Source organism: Gimesia chilikensis, from assembly GCF_007744075.1.
GTDB classification, from domain to species: Bacteria; Planctomycetota; Planctomycetia; order Planctomycetales; family Planctomycetaceae; genus Gimesia; species Gimesia chilikensis_A.
Genome location: NZ_CP036266.1, coordinates 4,498,849 through 4,523,277, shown reverse-complemented (window position 1 = coordinate 4,523,277; position 24,429 = coordinate 4,498,849). Strand labels below are relative to the sequence as shown.

23 protein-coding genes are annotated in these 24,429 nt (G+C 53.1%); 9 read left to right on the top strand and 14 right to left on the bottom strand.

The window, feature by feature from the left end:
- Window positions 1-2: 2 nt before the first annotated feature.
- On the bottom strand, window positions 3-2,603 hold the full coding sequence (gene mutS / locus HG66A1_RS17010; RefSeq protein WP_145186443.1) for a DNA mismatch repair protein MutS: 2,601 nt from the start codon (window positions 2,601-2,603) through the stop codon (window positions 3-5).
- Window positions 2,604-2,645: 42 nt separating this feature from the next.
- Complete coding sequence (locus HG66A1_RS17005) at window positions 2,646-3,662, bottom strand: ribose-phosphate diphosphokinase (RefSeq protein ID WP_145186441.1); 1,017 nt, start codon at window positions 3,660-3,662, stop codon at window positions 2,646-2,648.
- A 264-nt stretch (window positions 3,663-3,926) separates the two neighbouring features.
- Here HG66A1_RS17005 and serC point away from each other — a divergent pair, with 264 nt between their 5' ends.
- Both serC and HG66A1_RS16995 read left to right on the top strand, forming a co-directional pair.
- Entirely contained in the window at window positions 3,927-5,012 is a 1,086-nt protein-coding gene (serC, locus tag HG66A1_RS17000; protein WP_145186439.1) for a 3-phosphoserine/phosphohydroxythreonine transaminase, read from the top strand.
- Window positions 5,009-5,767: a 5'-methylthioadenosine nucleosidase gene (locus HG66A1_RS16995; RefSeq protein WP_145186436.1), complete on the top strand. Its 759-nt coding sequence runs from the start codon at window positions 5,009-5,011 to the stop codon at window positions 5,765-5,767. The genes serC and HG66A1_RS16995 overlap by 4 nt, the downstream gene beginning before the upstream one ends.
- On the opposite strand, the gene HG66A1_RS16990 is transcribed toward HG66A1_RS16995, so the two are convergent.
- The 6 genes from HG66A1_RS16990 to HG66A1_RS16965 form a co-directional block, all read right to left on the bottom strand.
- On the bottom strand, window positions 5,764-6,669 hold the full coding sequence (locus HG66A1_RS16990) for a DUF1559 domain-containing protein (RefSeq protein WP_145186433.1): 906 nt from the start codon (window positions 6,667-6,669) through the stop codon (window positions 5,764-5,766). The two genes, HG66A1_RS16995 and HG66A1_RS16990, sit on opposite strands and share 4 nt — an antisense overlap.
- Window positions 6,670-6,688: 19 nt before the next feature.
- Window positions 6,689-7,615 (bottom strand): DUF1559 domain-containing protein, encoded by a 927-nt coding sequence (locus tag HG66A1_RS16985; RefSeq protein ID WP_145186430.1) that lies wholly within the window; start codon window positions 7,613-7,615, stop codon window positions 6,689-6,691.
- 120 nt (window positions 7,616-7,735) lie between these two features.
- Complete coding sequence (locus tag HG66A1_RS16980) at window positions 7,736-8,014, bottom strand: hypothetical protein (RefSeq protein ID WP_145186427.1); 279 nt, start codon at window positions 8,012-8,014, stop codon at window positions 7,736-7,738.
- Window positions 8,015-8,061: 47 nt separating this feature from the next.
- A complete protein-coding gene (locus tag HG66A1_RS16975; protein WP_145186424.1) occupies window positions 8,062-8,925 on the bottom strand; it encodes a DUF1559 domain-containing protein in 864 nt (287 codons plus the stop codon).
- 120 nt (window positions 8,926-9,045) lie between these two features.
- Window positions 9,046-9,405, bottom strand: coding sequence for a DUF4339 domain-containing protein (locus HG66A1_RS16970; protein WP_145186421.1), 360 nt, complete (start codon window positions 9,403-9,405; stop codon window positions 9,046-9,048).
- Between the two features lie 61 nt (window positions 9,406-9,466).
- Complete coding sequence (locus HG66A1_RS16965) at window positions 9,467-10,414, bottom strand: DUF1559 domain-containing protein (protein ID WP_145186419.1); 948 nt, start codon at window positions 10,412-10,414, stop codon at window positions 9,467-9,469.
- Window positions 10,415-10,618: 204 nt separating this feature from the next.
- Between HG66A1_RS16965 and HG66A1_RS16960 the strand changes: the two genes are divergently transcribed.
- From HG66A1_RS16960 to HG66A1_RS16950, 3 genes are read left to right on the top strand one after another with little or no spacing between them, the layout of a single operon-like run.
- The gene (locus tag HG66A1_RS16960; protein ID WP_197996634.1) at window positions 10,619-11,422 is read left to right on the top strand and encodes a creatininase family protein; all 804 of its coding nucleotides are present in this window, start codon (window positions 10,619-10,621) and stop codon (window positions 11,420-11,422) included.
- Complete coding sequence (locus tag HG66A1_RS16955) at window positions 11,403-13,175, top strand: CRTAC1 family protein (RefSeq protein ID WP_145186415.1); 1,773 nt, start codon at window positions 11,403-11,405, stop codon at window positions 13,173-13,175. The genes HG66A1_RS16960 and HG66A1_RS16955 overlap by 20 nt, the downstream gene beginning before the upstream one ends.
- Window positions 13,172-14,293 carry a tetratricopeptide repeat protein gene (locus tag HG66A1_RS16950; protein ID WP_145186412.1) on the top strand — a complete coding sequence of 374 codons (1,122 nt, stop codon included), beginning with the start codon at window positions 13,172-13,174 and terminating at the stop codon, window positions 14,291-14,293. Before HG66A1_RS16955 ends, HG66A1_RS16950 begins: the two co-directional genes overlap by 4 nt.
- Before the next feature lie 5 nt (window positions 14,294-14,298).
- Here HG66A1_RS16950 and HG66A1_RS16945 read toward each other — a convergent pair whose 3' ends face one another.
- From HG66A1_RS16945 to HG66A1_RS16925, 5 genes are all read right to left on the bottom strand, one after another.
- Window positions 14,299-14,682, bottom strand: a complete 384-nt coding sequence (locus HG66A1_RS16945) for an Hsp20/alpha crystallin family protein (protein WP_145186410.1) — start codon at window positions 14,680-14,682, stop codon at window positions 14,299-14,301.
- Between the two features lie 9 nt (window positions 14,683-14,691).
- Window positions 14,692-15,147, bottom strand: coding sequence for an Hsp20/alpha crystallin family protein (locus HG66A1_RS16940; RefSeq protein WP_145041631.1), 456 nt, complete (start codon window positions 15,145-15,147; stop codon window positions 14,692-14,694).
- Between the two features lie 264 nt (window positions 15,148-15,411).
- Window positions 15,412-15,645, bottom strand: coding sequence for a hypothetical protein (locus HG66A1_RS16935; protein WP_145186407.1), 234 nt, complete (start codon window positions 15,643-15,645; stop codon window positions 15,412-15,414).
- Window positions 15,645-17,045 carry an MFS transporter gene (locus HG66A1_RS16930; protein WP_145186405.1) on the bottom strand — a complete coding sequence of 467 codons (1,401 nt, stop codon included), beginning with the start codon at window positions 17,043-17,045 and terminating at the stop codon, window positions 15,645-15,647. Before HG66A1_RS16930 ends, HG66A1_RS16935 begins: the two co-directional genes overlap by 1 nt.
- Before the next feature lie 58 nt (window positions 17,046-17,103).
- The gene (locus HG66A1_RS16925) at window positions 17,104-18,111 is read right to left on the bottom strand and encodes a DUF1080 domain-containing protein (protein WP_145186402.1); all 1,008 of its coding nucleotides are present in this window, start codon (window positions 18,109-18,111) and stop codon (window positions 17,104-17,106) included.
- 349 nt (window positions 18,112-18,460) lie between these two features.
- On the opposite strand from HG66A1_RS16925, the gene HG66A1_RS16920 reads away from it, so the two are divergent.
- Both HG66A1_RS16920 and rpsT read left to right on the top strand, forming a co-directional pair.
- The gene (locus tag HG66A1_RS16920; protein ID WP_197996633.1) at window positions 18,461-19,870 is read left to right on the top strand and encodes a tetratricopeptide repeat protein; all 1,410 of its coding nucleotides are present in this window, start codon (window positions 18,461-18,463) and stop codon (window positions 19,868-19,870) included.
- Between the two features lie 213 nt (window positions 19,871-20,083).
- Window positions 20,084-20,353, top strand: a complete 270-nt coding sequence (gene rpsT / locus HG66A1_RS16915) for a 30S ribosomal protein S20 (RefSeq protein WP_145186396.1) — start codon at window positions 20,084-20,086, stop codon at window positions 20,351-20,353.
- Between the two features lie 90 nt (window positions 20,354-20,443).
- Here rpsT and HG66A1_RS16910 read toward each other — a convergent pair whose 3' ends face one another.
- On the bottom strand, window positions 20,444-21,253 hold the full coding sequence (locus HG66A1_RS16910) for an SDR family NAD(P)-dependent oxidoreductase (protein ID WP_145186393.1): 810 nt from the start codon (window positions 21,251-21,253) through the stop codon (window positions 20,444-20,446).
- Window positions 21,254-21,397: 144 nt separating this feature from the next.
- Here HG66A1_RS16910 and HG66A1_RS16905 point away from each other — a divergent pair, with 144 nt between their 5' ends.
- Complete coding sequence (locus tag HG66A1_RS16905; RefSeq protein ID WP_145186390.1) at window positions 21,398-22,219, top strand: sugar phosphate isomerase/epimerase family protein; 822 nt, start codon at window positions 21,398-21,400, stop codon at window positions 22,217-22,219.
- 172 nt (window positions 22,220-22,391) lie between these two features.
- Window positions 22,392-23,651: a sulfate adenylyltransferase gene (locus HG66A1_RS16900; protein ID WP_145186387.1), complete on the top strand. Its 1,260-nt coding sequence runs from the start codon at window positions 22,392-22,394 to the stop codon at window positions 23,649-23,651.
- Window positions 23,652-24,429: the final 778 nt, after the last annotated feature.

The following is a 24,429-nucleotide window of genomic DNA, read 5'->3' as shown; positions in this document are numbered from 1 at the left end:
AATCAGTTCAGTTGCTCGCGGATGCGGTAGAGCTCTTCCAGAGCCGCCAAAGGGGTCATTTCATCTACATTCAGATCCCTGATTTCATCCAGTACCGGATGGGGGGCATTTCCAAACAGAGAGAGCTGCTGATGCACCGATTTCTTCTGTTTGCGGGGGGGGATTGTAGTCTGGCCACTGTCATCGAAGTGGTCTTTTTCCAGCGTTGCCAGGATCTGGTTGGCCCGTTGAATGACCTGATCGGGGATTCCTGCCAGTCGGGCGACGTGGATCCCGTAGCTCTTGTTGGCTGACCCTTCGACAATTTTGTGCAGGAAGACAATCTCACCATCCTGTTCATGAACGGCCACATTCCAGTTACTGGCCTGCTTCAGTGTCTGTGTCAGCTCGGTCAGTTCGTGATAGTGGGTGGCGAACAGGGTTCTCGCTTTAAGTTGGTCGTGTAAAAATTCGGTCATGGACCAGGCCAGGGAAATCCCGTCGTAGGTACTCGTCCCCCGCCCGATCTCATCCAGGATGACCAGACTTCGGTCGCTTGCGGAATTAAGAATGCGCGCGGCTTCTGTCATTTCGACCATGAAGGTACTCTGGCCCTTGCTCAACTCATCACTGGCACCGACGCGGGCAAAAATACGATCGGCAATTCCGATGCGTGCTTCACTGGCGGGGATGAACGAGCCGATTTGTGCCATGAGTGTCAACAGGGCTGCCTGACGGATATAAGTACTCTTACCCGCCATGTTCGGTCCGGTGATAATCTGGACTCGTCCGTAAGGTTCGCCCAGCAGGACGTCGTTGGGAACAAATTCACCCGAGGGCTGCAGGCGATCCAGCACGGGGTGCCGACTCTCGCGAATATCGAGTACCGGGTCAGTGGTCATTTCGGGACGCGTGTAACCGGCGTGTGTTGCCAGGTGCGCGAGACCGAACAGGACGTCGATCTGGGCCAGTACTTCCGCTGTTCGCTGGGTACGAGTGGCTTCTTTCGCAACCTTTTCCCTAAGCGTGTCGAACATGGTCTGTTCGAGTTCAATCGCCCGTTCTTCTGCTTTGAGTACTTTTTCTTCGTACTCCTTGAGTTCAGGAGTGATATAGCGTTCCTGATTTTTCAGTGTCTGTTTGCGGATGTAGTGTTCGGGGACTTTGTCCGCGTGGGCCGCTGAGACTTCCAGGTAATAGCCGAAGACTTTGTTATAGCCGACTTTGAGATGGGGAATGCCGACCCGCTCCGATTCTTCATTCCGATAACTGGCGATCCATTCCTTGCCCCCTTTAGAGAGCGAACGCAGTTCGTCCAACTCATCGCTGAAGCCTGATCGGATGACGCCACCTTCATTGAGTGTCAGAGGTGGATCTTCGACGATCATGGTTTCAATCTCATTGCGGACTTCTGCACAGAGATCGATTCCCGCTTCGAGGGACTGCAGGAGTTCTGCTTTGCGTCCGGAAAGCTTCGCCTTGAGTTTCGGTAATAATGCCAGGGTTTGTGCCAGGAAGCTGAGGTCCCGGGCACTGGCACGTCCCGTGGCGATTCGTGCCGTCAGACGCTGCAGATCATATGTTTTTGAAAGTTGTTCCCGTACATCGTTGCAGAGCACCGGATTTTGTGAGATCTCTTCGACAGAATCGTGGCGTTTCTGGATTTCATCCAGGCTGGTAAGCGGGTTGGCGATCCAGTCGTTGAGCAGGCGGGCCCCCATGGAGGTCACGGTTTCGTCCAGGACGGAAATCAGACTGCCTTCCCGTTTCCCTTCGCGGATCGTCCGGGTCAGTTCCAGGCTGCGGCGGGTCGCTTCGTCAATCAGCAGACGATCGCCCCGTTCGTAAGGTTCGATCTGGTTGATATGCGGAATGGCACTTCGCTGAGTTTCCTGAACGTATTCCAGCAGGGCACCGGCAGCAGTAATGGCGGGCGTTCCCTGTTCCAGGTTGAAGCCTTCGAGGGTTTTGGTACCGAAATGTGAGAGCAGGAGCTTTTCGCATTCATCTTCTGCAAACGTCCAGGAAGGGCGTTCTGTCAACATCGTATCCAGATGACCGATGGCGTTCTGAAGTGCTGTGTTCCCCTCGGCAAAGATACACTCAGCAGGATGGATCCGCGCCAGTTCATCGACCAGATGTTCTGCCGTCGTATTGGACGTGAGGAAACGCCCGGTCGAAAGTTCCAGCCAGGCCAGGCCGATATCACTTTTTCCGAAATAGATACTGGCCAGAAAGTTGTTTTCATGCGGGTCGAGCAGGGCGTCATCCGTTAGAGTTCCCGGTGTAATCACCCGGGTGACTTCGCGTTTGACCATCCCTTTCGCTTTTTTGGGATCTTCTACCTGATCGCAGATGGCGGCCCGGTAGCCGGCATGAATCAGCTTGTAGAGATAGCTGTCCAGCGAGTGATGAGGGAACCCGGCCATGGGGATCGGGTTGCTGGAATTTTTATCTCGACTGGTGAGTGTGATTCCCAGAATGCGGGCTGCGATTTCCGCGTCTTCGTAAAACAGCTCATAGAAGTCTCCCATCCGAAACAATAACAGTGTTCCCGGATTCTGGTGTTTGACTTCCAGATACCGCTCCATCATCGGGGTCAGCTTCTTGCCTGTTTTTGCCATGCGTCCTGATTTTCTCTGACAGAGAGCTATTACAATTCGGAATTACTTTTTCAGTCGCTTTTCCGGAAAAAGAGTGCTGACACTGGTTCGGTCATGAATGGACCGGATCGCGGCAGCAAAGGAATGGGCAACTGAAATGATTTCAATGTTATCCGGCAGGGGATCGATCTGTGACTCAATGGTATTAGTCATAAACATCTTTTTCAAAGGACTCTGGCCAATTCGTTCGGCCGCCCCTCTGGATAAAACCCCATGCGTGACTGCGGCATAGATGTCTTTGGCACCTTTGTTTTTCAGCAGTTCGGCCATGCTGATCAGGGTGCGTCCGGTGATTGTGAAGTCGTCGACCAGGATGACGTTTTTCCCTGCTACCTCACCAATGACTTCCAGCATTTCGACGGTTTCGGAGTGATCTTTACGCATCTTGTTACCGATGACCACCGGTGCTCCCAGCAGCTTCGCAAAATCAGAGGCTTCCTTGGCGAATCCAACATCGGGACTGCAGACGACCAGATCCTCAATTTTGAGTTTGCGAATGTGATCGCTGATGACATGTCGCCCGTACAGATGATCGACGGGGACACTGAAGAATCCCTGGATCTGGGGACTGTGCAGATCCATGGTCAGAACACGGTCGGCCCCCGCCACTTCGATGGCGTCTGCACAGACACGCGCCCGGATGGATACGCGGGGTTCGTCTTTCTTATCTCCCTTGGCATAACTGAAGAAGGGGATGACCGCAGTTATCTGCTGGGCACTGGCCCGCTTCAAGGCATCGATCCAGAACAGAAGTTCAACGAAGTTGTCATTAACTGGAGAATGGACACCCTGGATGATGTAGGCATCGCGGCCCCGGACATTCTCGAGGATCCGGACAAAAATATTACCCTCGCTGAACTTGTGCGCTTCACAAGGTGTCAGCCGAATGCCTAACTCATCAGCGATTGCTTTTGCGAGCAGCGGGTTGCCGGAACCGGCCATGATGGTCAGGTCGCCCTGGGGAGGTTGGAAAGACTGGACGCGGGGCCCTCTGGATAATGGGTTGGGAGATTGTGACATTAAATAATAGATCAATCAAACGGGGCAATTACTCGCCTGAAACGCGACTATTCCCGGGAATTCTTGAATATTTGGCTTCGCTCCATTCACGAAGAAATGCAGACTCCATAATATCGATGCTGAATGGCAAAACAAGCGAACGCCTGCCATTATCCTCAAGGATGGTTCCAAGAGTGAGAGTTTCGTCGGTAATATTGACACCACACTGGTTACTCAGGGTGAAACCTCCGAATTTTGCCCGCAAACGATGTTGAGATATCTAAAATGACAGAAAGAATTTACAACTTTTCTGCGGGACCTGCAGCGCTCCCGTTACCCGTTCTCGAACAGGCTCAGAAAGATTTGATCTCTCTGGGCGATACTGGTATCGGAATTCTGGAACACTCCCATCGCAGCAAAGCCTTCCTGGCGGTATATGAAGCTGCTGAAGCTCTTTGCCGTGAACTGGCAGGGGTGCCCGAAAATTATAAAGTCCTGTTTGTCCAGGGGGGCGCTTCCACCCAGTTCTTCACGATTCCCATGAACCTGCTCTCCAAGGATCAGACTGCAGACTACCTGGTGACCGGTTCCTGGTCGAAAAAAGCGGTCAAAGAAGCCAAGATGTTTGGTAATGTGAATGTTGCCTGCAGCAGTGAAGATCAGAACTTCTCCTACATCCCGGAAGAAGTCAACTACAGTGAAAAGCCGGCTTATGTGCACTTCACCTCGAACAACACCATCTACGGAACCGAATTCGCCAGTGAGCCTGAAGTTCCCGGCGATGTGCCGCTGATTTGCGATGCCAGCAGCGATATCTTTTCCCGTCCGCTGGATATCAGCAAATACGGAATCGTCTATGCCGGTGCTCAGAAAAACCTGGGCCCCAGCGGTGTGACGCTTGTGATCATTCGCGATGATCTGATCGAGCAGGGCCCCAGCGACATTCCTACTATGCTGCAGTATCGGACCCATTCTGAAGCTGGTTCGATGTATAATACTCCGCCGACTTTCGGGATTTATATTCTGGGGCAGGTTCTGCAATGGCTGAAAGACCAGGGCGGACTATCGGTCATGCAGGAGAAGAACCAGGCGAAAGCCGGTAAACTCTATGATTACCTGGATCAGAGCAATCTGTTCAAGCCGACTGCGGCAAAGAAAGACCGTTCGCTGATGAACGTTACCTTCGTAACCGGCGATGCCGACCTGGATGCGAAATTCATCGCACAGGCGACCGCAGCAGGTCTGGATGGCCTGAAAGGACACCGCAGTGTCGGCGGCATGCGTGCCAGCATTTACAATGCATTCCCGGAAGCGGGCGTCGATAAGTTAATTGAAACGATGAATCAGTTCGAACAGGAACATGCCTCTTGAATCAACCCCAGGACGATAAAGCACATGCGGATATAGGGCTGGTCTGTGCTCTGCCGATGGAGGTCCAGCCTTTTCTGGACCGCTGCGAGCACCTTAAAAAGTACACCGGTGGTTCGTATGTGTTTCGGGGTGGTTTCCTGGATCGAATCAAAGTTGCTGTGGTGCAGACGGGAGTGGGTTTTGCCCGCGCCCGGGCTGCAACCCAGGCATTGATCGACGCACACTCTCCACCATGGGTTCTTTCCATTGGTTTCTCGGGGGCACTGCAGTCCGGGATGCGAGTGGGGGATATCGTGGTCGCGACGTCGATCTGTGATCTGCACGGACAGGAGCTGACGAACGACGTCCATTTTCCGGAAGATCCGGAGAACGGGCTCTATGTTGGCCGGATTCTCAATGCTGATGAAATCGTCCGGACCGTCGAGGAGAAACAGAAACTGGCCGCGGAGTATGATGCGCTGGCCGTCGATCTGGAAAGCCTCGCGGTGGCCCAGGTCTGTCACGCACAACAACGGGGATTCATGGCGATCCGGGTGATCAGCGATGACTGCTCAACGGACTTGCCCAAAGAAGTGCTCTCAATTCTAGGGGAGACGGGTGCTGTTCGTGCGGGCGCTGCACTGGGAGCGGTCTTCAAGCGTCCGGAAAGTATCAAAGAGATGTGGAAGATGCGAGGTGATGCGTCTCGTGCTGCCACTCGCCTGGCCAGTTTTCTGGAAGGCGTGGTTGTGCAACTCTACGATGCCCGGCATTAGTAATCAATGATGGTCTCACCGCCGTCGGGTGTGCTCAGTGCTTTGAGAATGGCAGGATCGATATTGCGATCGACAAACATTACTCGACCATCGCAGAACAGCACATGATTTCCTCCCCGGGAAAGCGATTTCTGCCCTGGTCCAATGACTGTGGAGGGGACTGTTAATGAGCTCGGGTCTCCCCAGGGTTTGAATCCTTCTCCGAGTTCGACGGCCATGATGGTATTTGACGATCCATCCGTGATGGATTCCCGTATTTTCATGCCTTGATTCTGTTTCAGAACCAGTTTGTTGCCTGCAAAGTGAGAGAGTGCATAACCTTCCCGGGAGCGGGTCTGGCTGGTGTTTGGGCTCAGGTAGACGGAGATTTCCTCTTGGAACGGGGGGCGGTTTTCTGGAGCGTCCCACGACTTCTGGAAGTCAATTTGTTTGAAAACAGACTCGTGGTCGAGATAGGGGAGAATTAAAGCCTGCCAACTCTGGAAGGGATGATCTTTGCTGTCTGAGAGGGCGCCTGGAGGAAATGTGGTATTCTGCTCATGATAGATGTGTAGTGCCAGACCGATCTGCTTCAGATGATTCTTGGTAACAGACCGCCGCCGACCGCTGGACCTGAAGAACTGCATGTCGAGCAGAGGGATCAGGATGGCAACAGCGATTAACAGAACCAGAACCAGATTGACTGGATCAAATCTGTGGCGGGGAGTTTTCGGATATGATGCATTTTCATGGGGGCGAGAAAACTGTTCCGGTAAACTGTCTGCAGTCTGAAATTGCCGGTCTGTTCCCTGCCGGATCAGATCTGTTTTTGTGATTTTTCCTGTTGTCAGGAGATCTTCCAGTTCCTGATCTGAATACGGTCCCGTGATTTGCTCGTTACGTTTCAGGTACCAGTCAGCCATGGAACTCTTTCAGTATGAATTAGAACTCTCCCACGATTTCGCCGCCAGCGGGAGTACTTAATGCTTCCAGAACGCCGGGATCAATGTTTTCTGAAACGAAGCGCACGGCGCCGTCTCCCAGCATGACGTGGCTGCCGCCGCGGAACGCGGATTTCGCACCTGAGCCAATATAGTCGACGGGATTCCCAAAATTCGTGGGATCTCCCCAGGCTTTGAAATTATCTCCCGCTTCAAATGCGAGTATGGTATTCGAAGTACCATCTGTGATGTTCCGGATCCGTAGATTGCTGTTTTCGTTTAATGCTTTCTCATTGGCCATATAATGTGACAATGCCAGACCGGCGGGGGTATATTTATCCTTGATCTGTGGGTTCAGGTAGACAGGTAGCTGCAGCTGAAACAGAGTCTGATTTTGCGGGGCAGACCAGGGCTCATTAAAATCGACTCGATTGTAGAGCGGTGCGTTGTCTACGAAAGGCAGAATATAGGTCTGCCAACTGTGGTAGGGAGTACCATCGGTGCGGGCTGTTCCTCCAGGTGGAAATACACTGTGAGTATCGTGGTAATTGTGGATGCCAATTGCGATCATCTTCAGGTTATTTTTTGAGTGTGATCGGCGGGCGGCGTCACGTGCCGACAGGATGGCCGGCAGCAGTAATGCCATCAGGACGAGCACAACCAGAATTCCACCTCCCCCCAGCACGGCGATGATAAACAGCATTGATTTATTATTTTTTGTTGCTGGCTCGCGGGAGGAGGAAACCGTTTCAAAATCCTCGTCCGGTAACAGACCGGGAATCTGGTGTGCTTCGATGAACGAGCCGTCTTCTCCCTTGCGGATGAGGTCTGTGTCCTTGATGCGTCCCTCTGTAGCCAGTTCCTTGAGACGCTGCTGAGTCAGAGGGCCAGCGATTTCAGAGCCTCGTTTCACGTACCAGTTTGCCATGTGCTGAATTCCTTGTGGTATTGATGTCGATATTCGTCCAGCATAGCGGGTGACAGAGTGGGGGTACAGAGGAGTAGTGGAAGTTTGCGTGTTTACAGAAGAGATGAACCTCCAGGGGAATTACTTGGACGGCAGGGAAGACTCGTCGCTTTCCTCTTGGGCAGCATACTGCTCTAACGCAATGCCGATTTGTGTCAGATTTTGTTTTATCTCCTTTCGACGCATAGAATCGCGTGCTTCCCGGGTGCCTGTCAGAATGATGAATCCCAGCATGATTACGATATACACCGATATTCCTCCAATGATCAGTTTGAGAAAGAACGGGGCTATCTGACTTTTCTGCTCTGCAGGCTGAGACTGATTAATTTTTTGCTCTGGGGGAGTTGGCTCGTCTGACATTGAAAGAGAATTCCTGCAGGTAAGTTCGTTGATTTACAGTACGTCGGCTAAAAATCGCCAATCGAATCATTGCTGTCCGGGGTGCTCAGTGCTTTGAGAATAGCAGGATCGATGTTCTTTGAGATGAAGCGTACCGCACCGCTCGACATCAAAGCCTGGGTTCCGTCAGGGAAAGCAGATACCCGATCGGGGCCAATCAGAGTTTGTGGATCCGCCAGCGAAGTCGGATCCCCCCAATTATGAAAGTTGTTGCCTCGACCTATGGCGAAGATTGTATTGTCCATTCCATCCGTGATCTGATTAAATGGCAGACTCTCATTTTCTTTCAAAACCAGGATGTTTCCCACATAGTGAGACAGGGCTGTTCCATCAGGGGCAAGCTTCTCTTTGATGACGGGATTGAGGTACTCTGGCACCTCCTGTTGAAACACTTTGTAATTTCTCGGATCGTCCCACGGTTTCTTGAAATCGAGCTGGTAATAAATATCACCTCGATAGAGGTAGGGGAGCAGGTAGGTCTGCCAACTGTGATAGGGATGACCTGATTTGGTTTCAGTCCTGCCTGGCGGTAGCACTCTGTGTGTTCCGTGATAATTATACATTGCCAGACCGATCTGATTCAGATGTTTTTTTGAGTTAGAACGATCGGTGGCCAGAAAGATCCGCCCCAGAGACGTTTTCGGGGCGGATGGTTGCGTTCGTGTGGTGACAACCCGGGCATCGATTTTATCGGCTTGGGTTCCGTTAGACGATTGATGGAATTTGCCCTGCAGAATGTTCTGAAACAGGAAGAGGAGCAGAATCAGGGAGAACAGACAGCCCGCCAGAATCAAAACCAGCGTCGACGCTGTGGGAGTAAAATTGTTTGAAGCTGCAAGAGTACGTGTTTCAGAGTCGGGCTGTGAATTCATGACGGGGTCGCTGCCTCTACTTTTTGTGTTCTGGCGAAATCATATTAGCTGAAAACTTACGAGCTACTGATAAGCACCGCGGTTAAGATTCTCATTCACCATGATTGAAAGATCAGTTGGTTATAACAGGTTCACGAGTGCCTGGATCAGGGGAATCAGCAACAGGCTGCCCATAAAGATCGAACCACAGATAATGACGATCCATTCTTTCTGCTCGATCGTCAGTAGCGGGCTGGATTCGAGGTCCAGATCGTGTACCCGCTCTCTTGATTTCCTGCCTCGGGGACGAGACGGAACACTGGACTTCTTGAGGGTTGGTAACAGTCCGGGGATCTCGCGTGCCTGAATTCCCGTGCCTGACATTCCCTCGCGAATCTGGTCCCGGGGAGAGATTTTTCCCTGCGATGCGAGTTCTTTCAGCGCACCTCGCGTGAAAGGGCCCGTGATTTCAGAGGCTTGTTCAAGGTATAAGTTAGACATGAGGCACTACAGTTTCCGAGTTTCGGAGCAGGAGAGATGGATCTGGAATGGAAAGGATGGTTCAATAGTCCCAGATCCGTTCATTTCCATCGGGAGTACTTAAACTTCGTAAGATTTCAGGATCAGTATTTTCTGAAATGAAACGCACGCTTCCATCAAGCATGAGAACATGGGTGCCTCCCTTAAAAGATTTTTTCTGACTGGGCCCCAGTATCTCATGGGGTTTAGCAATGTTGCCTGGATCCCCCCACGCTTTGAAGTTTTCACCAGCTTCCAGAGCCATGATGGTGTTGGCTGCACTGTCCGTAACATCACGAAATCTGAGTGGAGTCTTTTTCTTTAATAACAGTTCATTTCCAACATAGTGCGATAGTCCCAGGCCGTCTGGAGTCGCTGTTTCTGATATGGCAGGATTCAGGTACTGACTAACCTGGTATCGAAATACTTGCTGGTTCTGTGGAGAAGACCATGGTTGATCTTGATCAATCTGATCGTATAACCGTGATTGTTCCAGGCCAAGTTCAGGTAATATTGCTGTTTGCCAGCTATGCATGGGGGTGCCATCATCCCTGAGTGTTCCTCCTGGAGGAAAATGTCTGAATATATCGTGATAGTTATGGATTGCCAGCCCCATCTGTCGCAAGCGATTATAAGAGGTCTCACGCAGCGCGGCCTGATGCGATCTGTTCCAGGCTTCATAAAGAATGAATAAAAAAGAAAGCCCTGCTAAGAATCCGATGCAGAGAAGGATTGGCAGGCTGGAATGTTTTTTCTTCCGGGCGGGAGGTGTATTCGCTGGGGAAGATGGTGCCTGAGGTGTGGGAGGGCGCTCTGACTCAGGATCAGGTAATAATCCCGGAATCTGACCTGCAGGAAAGAAATCGCCTTGATCCCCTTTTCGAATCAGGTCCGTTTCTTCTATTTTCCCCTGAGCGGCGAGTTCTTTAATCCGGTCTTGAGTTAAGGGGCCAGCTGTCTCTGATCCTCGTTTGACATACCAGTTGGCCATGGGGCTGCTCCTTAGACAAGATTAATTCTTAGTAAATACTTGAGTATACACATGTGACCGTGTGGGGTACAGTGTGATAGGTCAAAAGTCTGTATCTTGTTCCAGATAACAGAAGTATCATGAATGAGGTTTGCTCATGAAACTGTTAGTATGCATTTACATATCAAACCGCTTCCGGAAAACTCCAGACAAGGAGAGAACTGAGTGTCTGCAGAACCTGCGATGCGTCCCTGGATTTTAGCCGAAACCAACTATGCGCATGTCAAAGAATGTTCCTATGAAGTAGCGGTGCTGCCGATGGGGGCTACTGAACCACATAATCTGCATCTGCCTTACGGGACCGATACATTCGAAGCCGAAGCCATCGGTTCACGTGTCTGTGAAGCGGCCTGGCAGCAGGGTGCGAAGGTCGTGATGCTGCCCCCCATTCCTTATGGCACCGAGACCAACCAGAGTGCGTTCCCGTTATCCATGAATGTGAATCCTTCCACACTGGGGCAGATCATTTCTGATCTGGTCGATTCCCTCGCGAATCATGGTGTGGAGAAGCTGCTGATTTTGAACAGCCACGGGGGGAATGATTTCAAACCATTGTTGCGAGAACTGCATGGCACCACGCCGGTCCAGATCTTTCTGGCTGACTGGTTTCGCGGGACCACCGCTGACGTGAAGCCACAGATCTTTGAGAATCCCGATGATCACGCCGGGGAGATGGAAACATCGCTCGCTCTGGCATTTTTCCCTCATCTGGTTGTCCGGAATCCTGAGTCCGGAGCGCTGCTCGCAGACGAAGGGGCCACGAATCCGACCCGCTTTACTGCCGTCAATTCAGGCTGGGTGAGCATTACGCGTCCCTGGCATCTGCTGACCACCAATACGGGATCCGGAAATCCACATCAGGCATCTGCTGAAAAAGGGGAAAAGCTGATGCAGATTCTGGTCGAGCGATTGTCCGAGTTTCTGGTCGAACTCTCCGAGGCGGAACTGGATGAGCAATTTCCGTTTTAGACGAAATACAGCTTCCCGTCTGTTGCAGCTGATGACCTGGACGGTCTGTCTGCTCAGCTGCCAGTCGATTGCAGATCCGGTTCTGCTTTCCGCTGAGGAACCGGCGGATAAAATACAGCTCAAGGATGTGACCGACGCTGTGCAGCTTTCATTTCAGCATCGCTCGCCGCTGACCGTCACCCGGCATCTGCACCTGATGATGGGATCGGGGGTTGGCTGGTTCGACTATGACAACGATGGCTTTCCCGACCTGTTCTGTGCCCAGGGAGAAGAATGGCAATCTGCACTGCGTAAGAAACAGGTTGCAGACCTGGACTGGTCACATCGCATGTTTCGGAATGTGGAAGGGCGTGCGTTTCAGGACATCACCCGGGCCTCGGGGCTGACCGGCTTCGGTTACGGAATGGGCATGGCTGTTGGCGACTTTAATCACGATGGTTTTGAGGATCTGTATGTCAGTGTCTTTGGTCGCAATCAATTGTATGCCAACAATGGTGACGGGACCTTTACCGATATTTCACAGGCGGCCCACGTTGATCATCCCGGTTACGGTGCCAGCTGTACCTGGGTAGATCTCAATGGCGATGGGCTGCTGGATTTGTATATCGCTAACTATCTCGAGATTGACCGGGAGCACTATCCTCTCTGCAGCCGTCGGGTTGATAACTCGCGGGTTTATTTTGTCTGTCATCCACGTTATGTACCAGGCGAATATGATGTGGTCTTTCGCAACCTGGGGAACGGTAAATTCCTGGATGTCTCCCAGCAGTCCGGCCTGCATAGCGAGCCTGCCCGACAGGGACTGGGAGTCTTTGCTGCAGACTATGATCTGGATGGCGACCAGGATATCTACGTGGCCAATGACTCCGTGGCGAATCAGCTCTGGATCAATGATGGTCGGGGAAACTTCACCGATCAGGCATTGATCGCGGGGCTGGCCTTTAATCGGGAAGGGGACCGTGAAGCGGGCATGGGGCTGGCCGGTGCTGATTATAACGGGGATGGCACCCTGGATTTACTCGTGACTAACTACTTCGGCGAAACTAATACGCTTTATCGCAACGAAGGTGCCCTGTTTTTTCTGGATGTCACCGATGAGACCGGGCTGGCGGCGCCGAGTCGGGTCCGTCTGGGGTTTGGAACTTCGTTTGTCGATCTGAATAACGATGGTTGGGAAGATCTGTTTGTTGCCAACGGACATGTGCATGACCGGCTGGCCCAACTGGGTAAAAGTGAGCCGTTTGAACAGGAACCGCAGCTCTTCAGGAATGAATCTGGAACGCGTTTTCGTGAGATCTCTAATTCTGCAGGGCCTTTCTTTCAGACGAGACGGGTCGGACGCGGGAGTGCCACGGCCGATTTTAATCGGGATGGACTGGCTGATCTGGCTGTCTCTCATTTGAATCAAAAGGTCGTCCTGCTGCAGAATCAAACCCGGACCACCGGTCAGAGCATCGCCTTGAAACTGATTGGAACCGAGGCGAACCGCAGCGCGATCGGAGCCGTTGTGGAAATCACTGCCGGGAAGAGGAAGCTGATGCGGTTACGAAAGGGGAGCAGCAGCTATCTGTCAGTTGATGAGTCTGAAATACTGGTGGGATTGGGGGAGCAGCGTGACGCTGTTACGGTGAAAGTCATCTGGCCCGGAGGGAAATCGGAGATCTGGACTGGATTCAAGGCGGGGCAGCACTATACATTGATAGAAGGTAACAGCGACTCACAGAAATCAACCCCCAGCCAGTCTGAAGAATGAACACGCCGTTTGAACCGGAACAACCCTTTCGCACTTTGACTTCCCCCCAGAAAAAACTCTGGTCGAGCGGGGCCGTCGTGGCAATATTCGGCTGCGGGGTACTGGTGCTGTTCCTCTGGTTGGGACGAAGTGAATCGACGTCATCTGCCCCAGAGCAAGACTCACAATCGTCGGTACAACAGAAGTCTGATAAAGACCGGCAGAAAGAATTAATCGCTTATCTGCAGGATCATCCACAGGATGAGTTCGCCCATTATCAGCTCGGTGAACTGATTCGGCATCGTGCCCCTTTTCAAGCTCTGGAAAATTTCTCGCATGTTACTTCCCGGCACCCGCACTACTTTGAGGCGGTGGCAGCGATCGCGGAAATCGCCTTGGAGCAGGATCTCCCCGACCGTGCGAAGCCGGCATTGCAGATACTGGTACGGGAGTATCCGGAGCAGATTGATTACCAGAAAGCCCTGGCACGCATCTATCAGCAGGAAGGCCGTTACCGACGCGCGCTCCGCTATGCCCGACGCTGTGTGGAACTCGAACCAGGTAACGCAGAGAATCAGCTGCTGCTGGCTGAGATTCTCAAAAAAGCAGGGCGGACCAGTGAAATGCTCGCGCCCCTCAAGGAAGCACTCTATCTTCAGCCCGATTTCTTCCCGGCTCATTTGAGTCTGGCTTACGCGTCTCTGTATACCGGAGATCTGGAAACCGCGAAACGGGAAGCGCGCTGGTGTCTGGAGCAGGAACCTGAATCGATCGCTGCCCTGCGCTATCTGGCGACCATCGACCGCAACCAGGGGCAGATCGCGTCCGCGTTCCAGCACATTGATCAGGCGCTGCGGATTGATCCTCAGGACTTTGACAGCCTGCTCATCAAGGCAGATCTGCTTCTCTACCAGCGTCAGGGAGAGGCAGCTTACGCAATGCTCAAACCGCTCTATGAAAACCACCAAAGCAACCGCCATTATATTTCGGCTCTGGCCCGGGCAGCCGGTCTGACGGGGAAACGTGAAGAGGCCCTGGAACTTCAGAAACGGAATCAGGAATTGATCAAGGAAGACGATCTACGCCCCTCATCGCTACAGAGCGACACCGTGGAAAAGAAACAGGCTCAGCATAACTGACGCTCTCAGCCAGTGTTGACCTGAATCCGTCGCGGCTCTGCTTTGGGGGCTTTCGGCAGAAAAATACGCAGGACCCCGTTGGTCAGCTTGGCTTCAATCTCGCTGTGCACAATCTCTCCGCTGAGAATAAATGAGCGGAGGTAATTTCCGACTTCGTATTCTTTATGAATCGGACGCGCGCCTTCGGGGATCTGAGGCTCGACTTTGCCCAGCAATGTGAGTTTGTTGTCTTGTACCTGCAGTTCCAGTGATCCGACGGAGACGCCTGGCAGATCCGCGTAGAGCACCAGACCTTCATCGGTTTCGTAAATATCAATCGGCGGAGTAAATACAAACTGCTCTGGATGCGACAGAGAACGCGGTTCATCATGTTCGTGTGGTTGACTCATCTAAGCCTCCTATTCTCCTGAGCTGACCGGAATCTGACGGGGACTTTCCTCTTCCAGCTTGGGAAGATGGATCTTCAGCACACCGTCATTGAACTCAGCAGAGAGATGTTCGTCCGAAATCCGATCCGGAATACTGATCGAGCGTTGCCACTCGCCGAAGGTTCGTTCTCGACGTCGAAAACGTTCTTCTGGAATGGCTTCGTTCTCAGAGACGGGGGAGTCGCGATGCCCTTTGAGCGTCAGCACGCTGTTGGCAATCGTCAACTCCAGGTCTTCCACCTGCATGCCCGGGAGCTCTGCAGTGATTAGAAACTCGTGCTCCAGTTCAAATATATTCACAGCCGGATACTGGCGGGGCATACGAATCCCCTGAACTGAGAATTCAACTCCCTGAATCAGTCGATCAACTTCACGTTCCAGGTCCCGCAACGGGTTCCAGGATTGATCCCAGCGAAAAATCGGCATGGTATGATCCTCACTCTAAGTTTAGATACGTAACTCTACTCGATAAGAAAGCAAAGAGCATACCATTCTTTCAGGGAGATGCTTATTTCACGTGGCGTGTTGTAAGTGTATATATATTAGTGGGATAGGTGTCTGCGTCTGGATGAAGTGGATGACGGAAATCGTTTCAGATGTCATTCTGGCATGAAGAAACGGCGTGGATGACCACCGGGGACCGTGCCAAATTGACAGTGATAGGCAATGCTCAGTTAGAAACCTGCCCTCTCATCCCCATTGTATGGGCCGGATCAGCCCACCCGCCAGCAGCAGGCCAAACAGGATTCCGACCAGAAAGATCACGCGCAGCACCCAGACCGCACGAGCAGGTCCAAACCAGCGCGTCAGCTTCTGTCCTTTGCGTGTCTCGGCCAGGAACCACTTTTCCTTGATCAGCCCCCACAGCGAGAGAGCCGCGACAAACAGACCGATCACCACATTTTCGGGAATTTGAAAAGGCATCAACTTTGGTCTTCATCCGGATCCATACGCTGGGACGTGTCGAGCCTGGGAAAGAGGAACCAGAACAACAGCGTCGCCAACAGTGCAATCGCGGCACTGCTGAGCCAGATTCCCGGCCAGTCGCGGAGCAGATCTATCGGATGCCCTTCGAGGTTTTTCTGGGTGAAAGCCTGGATGCCAGTCTGCGACTCGATATTCCACGCCGTCCGCACCAGCGTCTCTTTTCCGGGCGATGTAAAATAGTCACCGATCGAACCGCTGATGAACCCGCCGGCAAACATCCCCAGTCCAAAGACAAACGTTCCGAAAAACGTCTGCATACTGCCGCGTGCATCCAGCGGACAGACCTTATCGACATAGATGTAAGCAGCCGCCAGGAAGCAGCCAAAACAGAGACCATGCATCGCTTGGCCCAGACAGGTCAACGCCATTGCCAGCGGAAACGCATCGCTCAATGTAGAGGCGTAAGCAAAGATCAGGCTGCGAACCAGGTAGGAGAGCAGACCGACCAGCATAACCAGTTTGAACCCGAATTTCTTGAGGGCGAATCCAAGGACCGCCATCACGAGCACTTCAAACACCTGTCCAATCGAACTGATTCGCTGCTCCCAGGCCCCTGTGACGTCTCCCATGACAAGGACGTTTTTCAGAAACGGGCTGTTCCACTGGAAGTAGAACTTATGCACGATCGAAATAATAAAGGCGACCAGCACCAGCACCAGGAAGTGCCGGTATTTCAGCATCTTCAGCACCTTACCCGGGGCCAGGTCTTTCTTATCTTTACTCACCGGCGGCGTATGCGGGAGCGATAAACAGTAGGCAGCCATCAACAGACCAGCCACCCCCGCCATCGCCAACACAATACCCCGGCCTGTATTCAACGCGTCACCCGAAAGTCCGCGCAAAAAGAGTCCCTCTGCCAGCCAGGCGGGAACCACAAATCCGATGGTTCCCCACAAACGGATCAGGGGAAATTCGCGGTCACTGTCTTTCAGATGCTGAAACGAAAGGGAATTCGTGAGCATCATGGTAGGGACATACAGAATCGAATACAGCACGCCCAGAATCACGACCGGCCAGTAACTCTGTTGAAGAAACAGAGCCAGCATGATCACGCCACCCGATAAATGGCAGAACGCGAGCACGCGCTCTGTCGCATAATGTCGGTCGACGATCTGACCGAACACAAACGGGGCGAGCAGGGGGCCTACGGCAAGTGCCGCCCCGAATACACCGATCTGAAATGCGGAGAAGCCCAGGGCATCAATCAGGTAGAGCGTGATGATGGGCAGATAGCAGCCCTGCACAAAGTATTGCAGGAACATCATCACAATCAGCCGCATTTTCAGTGTGAAATCAGTCTTTTCCAGTGAAAGCGTCTCTGTCTCGGTATCTGTCATCAGTAAGCGGCCCCCGGTTGTGAAATCTCATGAGTGATTACCGTCAGTACGGTTAGGATTATTTTTCAATCACCCAGATGTTCCGGAACCGGACCGGGTTCGAATGGTTCTGCAGGAACAGAGGACCTGCAACGGTTTCATCCTTGTTGGTCCCTCCGGGAGTCGGTTCATCAATCTCGCGATCATCGTGCACGGTGACGCCGTTGTGTTTCACGGTGATGCGGGCTTTCGCTGTTTTGTTTCCTTCATCATCATATTTCGCAGAAGTGAAATCGATATCGTAGGTCTGCCAGGCCAGAGGCGGGAAGCACATATTCACGCTGGGAGCTCCGACTTTATAAATCCCGCCACACTCGTTGTCTTTCCCTTCCAGACCGAAGGAGTCCAGAATCTGAACTTCATATCGCCCCAGCACGTAACAGCCACTGTTGCTGCGTCCCTGCCCGCGTGCCTGCGGCATGAAGGGGAGTTGAAATTCCAGATGCAGGTGACCATCTTTGAATTTCTTTTTACTCGTGACACCTTCCATCAGCAGACCATCTTCGGTTACGCGACCGTTTTCAAAGTTCTTCACAGTCTTTTCAGGCTGTTTCGCATCGAACAGCACGGTGGCTCCTTCAGGAGCCGGTTTACCCAGGGTCGGGCTTTTTCGGTGGACTTTGTTAAGGACGCCGACTTCGGTTCCCTCTGCGTCATAAATGGTAATCTTCCCATCTTCCAGATCACCGCGGCCATCTTCCGATTTGAAGCTGATGACATTGCCATCCTTGACCCCTTCAGCGCTGACTTTCTTCTCCTGGTTCCAGCCATCGCCGGGAAGACCACCGGGATAACCGACGGCTTCAAATTTACCATCACCCAGGGCAATCACCTGTACCCCATACTTGAGGGTTTCGTCACCACCGCCCAGAATCCCCGAGTATTCGCCCTGAATCTTAAAGTCGGGACCCGCTTTTTCTACGCTGTTGGCGGCCCACTTCGGGTCTTTCGAGTCAGCCAGTCCCAGTGGGACCAGAATTAAAAAAGCACAGCAGCCAGTGAGGGCGCGAATCATAAACTGCTTCATTGGAATACTCCCGGAGTGTTCTTGAGTCGGTCGATTGATTGTATGGAATGGGACGGGTCTCCCCAGATCAATTGATCAGCGAAGAGGCTTCCATTGTGCGAAGGCGGCATCAGAGATGCAAGTTCAGGTCGTCCGAATCCATTCGCTCGATGCGTTTGTGCAGTAAAATTAACTAAAACTTGTGATGGTAGGGTGTTAAAAAATCTTGTATGATGTAACACTGAGGCGTAATAGAAGATAAAGAACAAGGTGCGGGCCTTTCGTACCGATATCCCTAATGCGGGAGTCGGGGAGGTGTCGTTCTACTCAAGAATTGATTTTGAGCATTGAGGAACTGCGGAAGAGATTTATGACATCTGACAGAAACAAAAAAATCGCTGCTGACTGCTGGAGACGTGGAAACGAGGCCCTGTCCAAAGAGAACTGGGATTACTCGATTGAGATGTTCACGACCGCTGTCAAACTGGAGCCCGAAGCACTGCTCTACCGCCAGACCAAACGGGGCGCAGAACGAAAGAAGTACGGCGATAACCAGAGCGGTTCCAAGATGGGCGTCTTGAAGCTCGCCAGTATCAAAACCAAAATCAAGAATGCCCGGCGGAAGAAGGACTGGGCTGGTGTGGATCAGCTCGCCGAAGAAGGGCTCTCTCTGAATCCCTGGGACGCCGTCCTGAATGCGGAAATGGCTACTGCCTGTCAGAACCTCGGCTACGAGGATGCTGCGATTTTCGGCTTCAAGGTGGCAATCGAAAACGATAAAACCAACAAGGCGTATTTCCGCGAACTGGGAGACCTGCTCGAGGAAAAGGGAGAGTACAAACAATCCCGCGAGTGCTGGGAAATGGTACTCAAGCTGGATCCCATGGACGGCGATGCCCGTTCCAAGGTCACCTCTCTGATGGCGACCGAAACTCGCGTGCGTGGCGGATACGACGGTGCCGACAAGTCTTCGTCTGTCAAACGTCAGTCTGCCTACGACGAAGGGCGGGCTTCCCGCGAACAGCGTCATCAGGCCCAGCGGGGCAATACTGCCGATGGCCCCGGCCAGTCTGTCGAAGCAGATCTGCAGCGCGCCGTTCGCAAAGAGCCTGAAAACAAGGACCATTACCTCAAGCTGGGCGATTACTACAAACGCGAAGGTCGGTTGGTTGAGGCCCGGGAAAGCTATGTGAAGGCATACGAATTTTCCGGCAAAGATGCGAACATCGGCGAGCAGGTCGAAGACATCGACATCGAGTTGCTCAAAGAGAAGCTCACCGCAGCCCGGGATCTCTTCAACCAGGATCGGGAAAATCCCGAAGCGAAAAAAGAGGTCACCCTGCTCAGCAAAGCGCTGATCAAGAAAGAGATCGAAGTTCTTACCAAACGTGTGGAACGCTATCCCGCAGACATGCGGTACAAGTACGATCTCGCGCAACGCTTCATCCGTCTCAAAAAATGGTCTTCCGCAATTCCGCTGCTGCAGCAGTCCGTCAAAGACACCCGCATCAGTTCTGATGCCTTGGTCGCTCTCGGGAAGTGCTTCTTTGCAGACGGGAAAAAGGAACTCGCCAAGCGGCAGTTTGAAAAAGCCCTTCCCAAGCTGTCGCCGGATGAAAAGGAAGATACGTTCAAGGAAGCCCACTACCTGCTGGGACGCCTCTATGAGGATGCAGACCAGAAATCCCAGGCGGCCGATCACTACAGCGAAATTCTGGCCGTCGACTACGATTTCCGGGATACCCGCCAGCGTCTGGAAGACATGGAAGGGGGAGCATAGGCCTGTTTTCCCCGCTCTTAGCAGGGGAAAATGGCCGGTTTCTCTCCAGAATTCCTGAAAAAACCTCATATTTGCGTCTCGGGATGGTTGGAATAACCGTCGACAGATTGTTACACTTCTCAATCTGCCTGAGATATCTTGTGGCGACCGTCTTGAATTGCGGTTGCTGGTATGAACAGTAAATAGTTACTCAGAAAATACTTAAGTCGAAAAATGCCAAACACGAAAAGTGCCAAAAGAGCGTTGCGGAAAAGTGAAGTTCGTCGTGTCCGTAACCGTGCGACCCGATCTGAATTACGATCTGCCATCAAAAATGCCCGTGCTGCGATCACCGGTGACGATGCACAGGCTGCCACCAAAGCATTACAGCTGGCCAGCAAACAGATTGATCAGGCTGCTGCCAAAGGCATCATCCACAAAAACGCCGCTGCCCGGACCAAATCTCGTCTGGCAAAGAGCGCCAATCAGAAACCAGCTGAGTAGTCTCTCTCAACCAGCTGATCTGAAACCGAACACACCAGCCCCGCACAGGTCCTCTGCGCGGGGTTTTGTTTTTGGAACCCTCTCCTCACCTCACCAGTGCATCACAAAACCTCCGTCCACGTTGATGGTCTGACCCGTCACCTGCGCGGCACGGGCCGAACTGAGAAACACAATCATATCCGCAATGTCCTGAGTCGTCTGCCACCGCTGCAGGGGAACCAGCTGACGGATTTTATCCCCCGCCCAGTCCTCGTAGCTCCGTTTATGATACTCTGGTTGACGATCGTTCCACGCCTGCCACACCGATTGATTCAACGGCGTCTGTACCATCCCCGGACAGACTGAATTCACACGAATTCCCCCCGCAGCCAGGTCTTTGGCCAGGCACTGGGCGAAGTTGATATTCGCCGCTTTTGACGCGCTGTAAGGCGGGTCGGTCTGTGATCCGATCTGCCCGGCAATCGAACTCACAAACACCATGCTCCCCGCGTCCGACTCCTGCATCACCGGAGTCACCGCATGCGCCACATTCACCATGCCCTGCATGTTGACTTCAAACACGCGCGGCCAGTCAGCCGGTGTGAGATTCGTAAACGGGAACCCGAATTTACCCGACCCGATCGCCGCCGCATGCACCAGGTGCGCGAACGGCTTCACCTCCGCCACCGTCTGTCGAGTCACATCCTGTAACGCTTCAAAATCGGTGATATCGACTTGAAATCCATGCACCATCTGCCCGGTTTCTGAAGCGAGCTGTTCCGCCACCGCCGTCACCTGGTCCGACTGATCCCAGAGAACGGGCAGGGCACCTTCCTCGGCAAAGGTCCGTGCGGTCGCCAGTCCAATGCCGCTGGCACCTCCGGTGATGATAACGGGGACGTTCTGTAATTTGAGATCCATATGCTGCTGATCCTGCAGAGAGATGAGGTGAGTCCAGTAACTGTTCCGCCCATTCTGATCGATGCCTTTTCTCCCTGCAAGCGGACTGTTATCTTGAAGGAAACGAAACAGGACACCCGGAACCGCAGCTGCAAAGGAACCTCTATGAAACTGGGGATGATCAACTCCGCCTGGGCTCAGGCCGGTCGTGATACCGCCTGGGGATTGCACAAAACGAAAGAGATCGGCTTTGACTGCGTGGATATCTTCATCGATCCACAGGATGTCGACATCCGCGAGCGGAGACTGGTCAAGGATACCTGTGACCAGCTCGACCTGCCCATCATGTCCGTCTGCTGTGTCGCGGTCGGCCTGATCGATTTCAATCCCAGCGTGCAGCGGTTCCATCTCCAGCGCGTCAGGGATTACCTCGACCTCTGTTACGAGTACCAGGCACACAACCTCTTGCTGGTGCTCGGGGAATACATCTGGAACCGCGAAGTCATTCCCCCCGCAGAGCAGTGGCAAACCGCGGTGGAGAATTGTCGCAGGCTCGCCGAATACGCAGTCAACCTGGGGCTGGAAATCGCCTTGGAACTCGAACCGTTCCCCCTCTCGCTGCTCAACGACGTCGATTCCATGGTCCGCTTCGTCGATGAAGTCGATCATCCCGCGCTCAAGGCCAATATCGACGTTTCGCACCTCCTGCTCGCCGGCGTCGAACCACCCGAACTGCAGAAGCTGCAGGGCAAGGCCATCCATGTTCACATTTCGGACTGCGACGGTCAAGTACACGGCGATCTGCCTCCCGGGCGTGGCGTTGTTCACTTCGAACCCTACCTGGCTGAGATTAAAAAATTGAACATCGACGGGGCCATTTCACTCGAGCTCGAGTACTCCCCCGAACCCGACAAAATCGAGGAATGGGTCCGCGAAGCATACGAATCCACCGATTCCCTCATGAAACAGGCCGGTTTGCGTGGCTGAATTCGACTTAAACCGGCGGAAATTGCCGTGAAACGAGAGAGTTTTTTGATTTCCATGAATCCCCCTGTCTGTTGCTTGAAGTTTTGACGGCGTTTCCCTAATTTCGCTGCTGGAGACGCCCACTGGCTGGCGTTAATTTCGGAACTTTTTACAAATATTGAGAATTCAAACAATGGCCGATCTGATTGCCCCTCACGGAGGGTTGACTGAACCCGTTTGCTGTACAGTGCCCGCAGGGGAAATTGACAGCTTCAAAGCCGAAGCAGCCAGCCTGCCCCAGGTTCCTGTTTCTGCCGCCGACTTGTCTACCGTATACCGCCTCGGCGACGGGACTCTGAGCCCGCTGACCGGACCGATGAACGGGGACGTCTACAATCGCGTGCTGGACGAAGCCTGCATCGAAGTCAACGGTAAGAAATACGCCTGGACCATCCCGCTCGCACTGCCCGTCACCTCCGAACTGGCCGGCACCCTCTCCAGCGGACAGAAAGTCGCTCTGACCTGCCCGGCAGGCGAAATCGTCGCGATCCTGGAAATCGGTGACGTCTTCGAATGGGACAAACCCAAATACATCCAGAGCGTCTACCAGACCGAACGCACCGACCACCCTGGTGCGGCCATGGTCCTCGAAGGCGATGCCGATAAAACTCACCTGATCGGTGGTGAAATCCGCGTGCTGCCTCAGCCCAAGAACAGCGAATTCGGCAAATACGTTCTGACTCCTCGCGAAGTCCGTGCCCTGATCGCAGAAAAAGGCTGGGATGCCGTGGTTGCCTTCCAGACTCGTAACCCGCTGCACCGGGCTCACGAATACGCCCTGGTCTACGGTCTCGAAAAACTCCTGAAAGACGGCAAGAACGCCGGCGCTGTCCTCAACCCGCTGATCGGGGAAACCAAGAGCGACGACGTGAGTGCAGAGATCCGCATGCAGACCTACGAAAAGCTGATCGAAAACCGTGAACTGGGCGATGGCGACAGCGATCCCGAACTCTGGGGTGCCCGCGACGACAATCCTCCCGATCGCGTTCTGCTGCTCGGTCTGGACATCAAAATGTTCTACGGCGGTCCCAAAGAAGCCGTCATGCACGCCATCTACCGTCAGAACATGGGCTACACGAACATCATCATCGGTCGTAAACATGCCGACGCTCCTTACGCAGACGGCACCGCGATCTGGGGTGACTTCGACGCCCAGGAAATCTTCAACAACCTGAATGGCGAACTGCTGATTCAGCCCGTCAACGTTGGCTTCGCAGCCTACTACGAATCGATGGGCCGCGTCGACCTGATGGAAAACCATTCCGAAGAAAAGCCGGTCTTCATCTCCGGAAAAGAAGTCCGTGCCACCCTCCAGAAGGGCGAAATGGTTGATCCCCGGATCATGCGGGAAAGTACTTCCCAGATTCTCGCTGAGGCCATGAAGGTCTCCTGAGTGATCCCGGTTTAACCGAGAACCACCTATCGGCAGACAGGCTTCGACCTGTCTGCCTTTTTTCATGCGCACAACACGCTTCGCTCGTCCCACTCCTGGTTGTTCTCTCATAAACAGATCTCACTTTCCTGTACGCACCACTGCGCAGATCCTGAGTGGGACTGCTCAAATTGAACTTGAACCGCCCCCGTCGATCCGTATCCTGTTTCGAACGTGGCTCGCGCGCGAGGCAGGTCATCGTGCACTGGAACAGGACGCACCACTGACTCAGATTCACCTGAATCACGGACGTTTTTCACCGGCTTTTCAGTGGAACAGATTGAACTGGTTCGCAAAGTTCTCCCCCCGATGTTCAGGGCAGACCAGGACAGATTCCGGTCAGACAAGGACAAAATCCGAGACACACCAGGACAAAATCCGGCCACATCGGGACAAAATTCTGTCTTGACCCCCAGCTGCCCTTCAACAAAATCAATCTCAACACGAGCCACCTGTTCGGTCTCCCTGCATATCACCTTGTCTGAAGAAACCAGTAAACCAGAGTAATACATCGAACCCAAATCCCCTGAGCGGCAAGGCGCTAGCCGCCGGTAATCAGCTAGACAGTCAATGCACATCCCGGTAGCCAACACCATTCCGCTCAAACCAAATCAGACGCAGGGCCTTAGCCCAGTCTGAAACAAACAATCCAGAACCAGCCCACAACCGGGTAGGCCCGAATAAAATTCGGGCCGAGCGCAGCGAGCAGAAAACCATCAGAGCAACAGAGCAATCCAGA

Bases quoted from the DNA above. Each gene is read 5' to 3' on its own strand.
- mutS (WP_145186443.1), bottom strand. From the start codon at position 2,603: ATGGCAAAAACAGGCAAGAAGCTGACCCCGATGATGGAGCGGTATCTG.
- HG66A1_RS17005 (WP_145186441.1), bottom strand. From the start codon at position 3,662: ATGTCACAATCTCCCAACCCATTATCCAGAGGGCCCCGCGTCCAGTCT.
- serC (WP_145186439.1), top strand. From the start codon at position 3,927: ATGACAGAAAGAATTTACAACTTTTCTGCGGGACCTGCAGCGCTCCCG.
- HG66A1_RS16990 (WP_145186433.1), bottom strand. From the start codon at position 6,669: ATGGCTGACTGGTACCTGAAACGTAACGAGCAAATCACGGGACCGTAT.
- HG66A1_RS16985 (WP_145186430.1), bottom strand. From the start codon at position 7,615: ATGGCAAACTGGTACGTGAAACGAGGCTCTGAAATCGCTGGCCCTCTG.
- HG66A1_RS16980 (WP_145186427.1), bottom strand. From the start codon at position 8,014: ATGTCAGACGAGCCAACTCCCCCAGAGCAAAAAATTAATCAGTCTCAG.
- HG66A1_RS16975 (WP_145186424.1), bottom strand. From the start codon at position 8,925: ATGAATTCACAGCCCGACTCTGAAACACGTACTCTTGCAGCTTCAAAC.
- HG66A1_RS16970 (WP_145186421.1), bottom strand. From the start codon at position 9,405: ATGTCTAACTTATACCTTGAACAAGCCTCTGAAATCACGGGCCCTTTC.
- HG66A1_RS16965 (WP_145186419.1), bottom strand. From the start codon at position 10,414: ATGGCCAACTGGTATGTCAAACGAGGATCAGAGACAGCTGGCCCCTTA.
- HG66A1_RS16955 (WP_145186415.1), top strand. From the start codon at position 11,403: ATGAGCAATTTCCGTTTTAGACGAAATACAGCTTCCCGTCTGTTGCAG.
- HG66A1_RS16950 (WP_145186412.1), top strand. From the start codon at position 13,172: ATGAACACGCCGTTTGAACCGGAACAACCCTTTCGCACTTTGACTTCC.
- HG66A1_RS16945 (WP_145186410.1), bottom strand. From the start codon at position 14,682: ATGAGTCAACCACACGAACATGATGAACCGCGTTCTCTGTCGCATCCA.
- HG66A1_RS16940 (WP_145041631.1), bottom strand. From the start codon at position 15,147: ATGCCGATTTTTCGCTGGGATCAATCCTGGAACCCGTTGCGGGACCTG.
- HG66A1_RS16935 (WP_145186407.1), bottom strand. From the start codon at position 15,645: ATGCCTTTTCAAATTCCCGAAAATGTGGTGATCGGTCTGTTTGTCGCG.
- HG66A1_RS16930 (WP_145186405.1), bottom strand. From the start codon at position 17,045: ATGACAGATACCGAGACAGAGACGCTTTCACTGGAAAAGACTGATTTC.
- HG66A1_RS16925 (WP_145186402.1), bottom strand. From the start codon at position 18,111: ATGAAGCAGTTTATGATTCGCGCCCTCACTGGCTGCTGTGCTTTTTTA.
- HG66A1_RS16920 (WP_197996633.1), top strand. From the start codon at position 18,461: ATGACATCTGACAGAAACAAAAAAATCGCTGCTGACTGCTGGAGACGT.
- rpsT (WP_145186396.1), top strand. From the start codon at position 20,084: ATGCCAAACACGAAAAGTGCCAAAAGAGCGTTGCGGAAAAGTGAAGTT.
- HG66A1_RS16910 (WP_145186393.1), bottom strand. From the start codon at position 21,253: ATGGATCTCAAATTACAGAACGTCCCCGTTATCATCACCGGAGGTGCC.
- HG66A1_RS16905 (WP_145186390.1), top strand. From the start codon at position 21,398: ATGAAACTGGGGATGATCAACTCCGCCTGGGCTCAGGCCGGTCGTGAT.
- HG66A1_RS16900 (WP_145186387.1), top strand. From the start codon at position 22,392: ATGGCCGATCTGATTGCCCCTCACGGAGGGTTGACTGAACCCGTTTGC.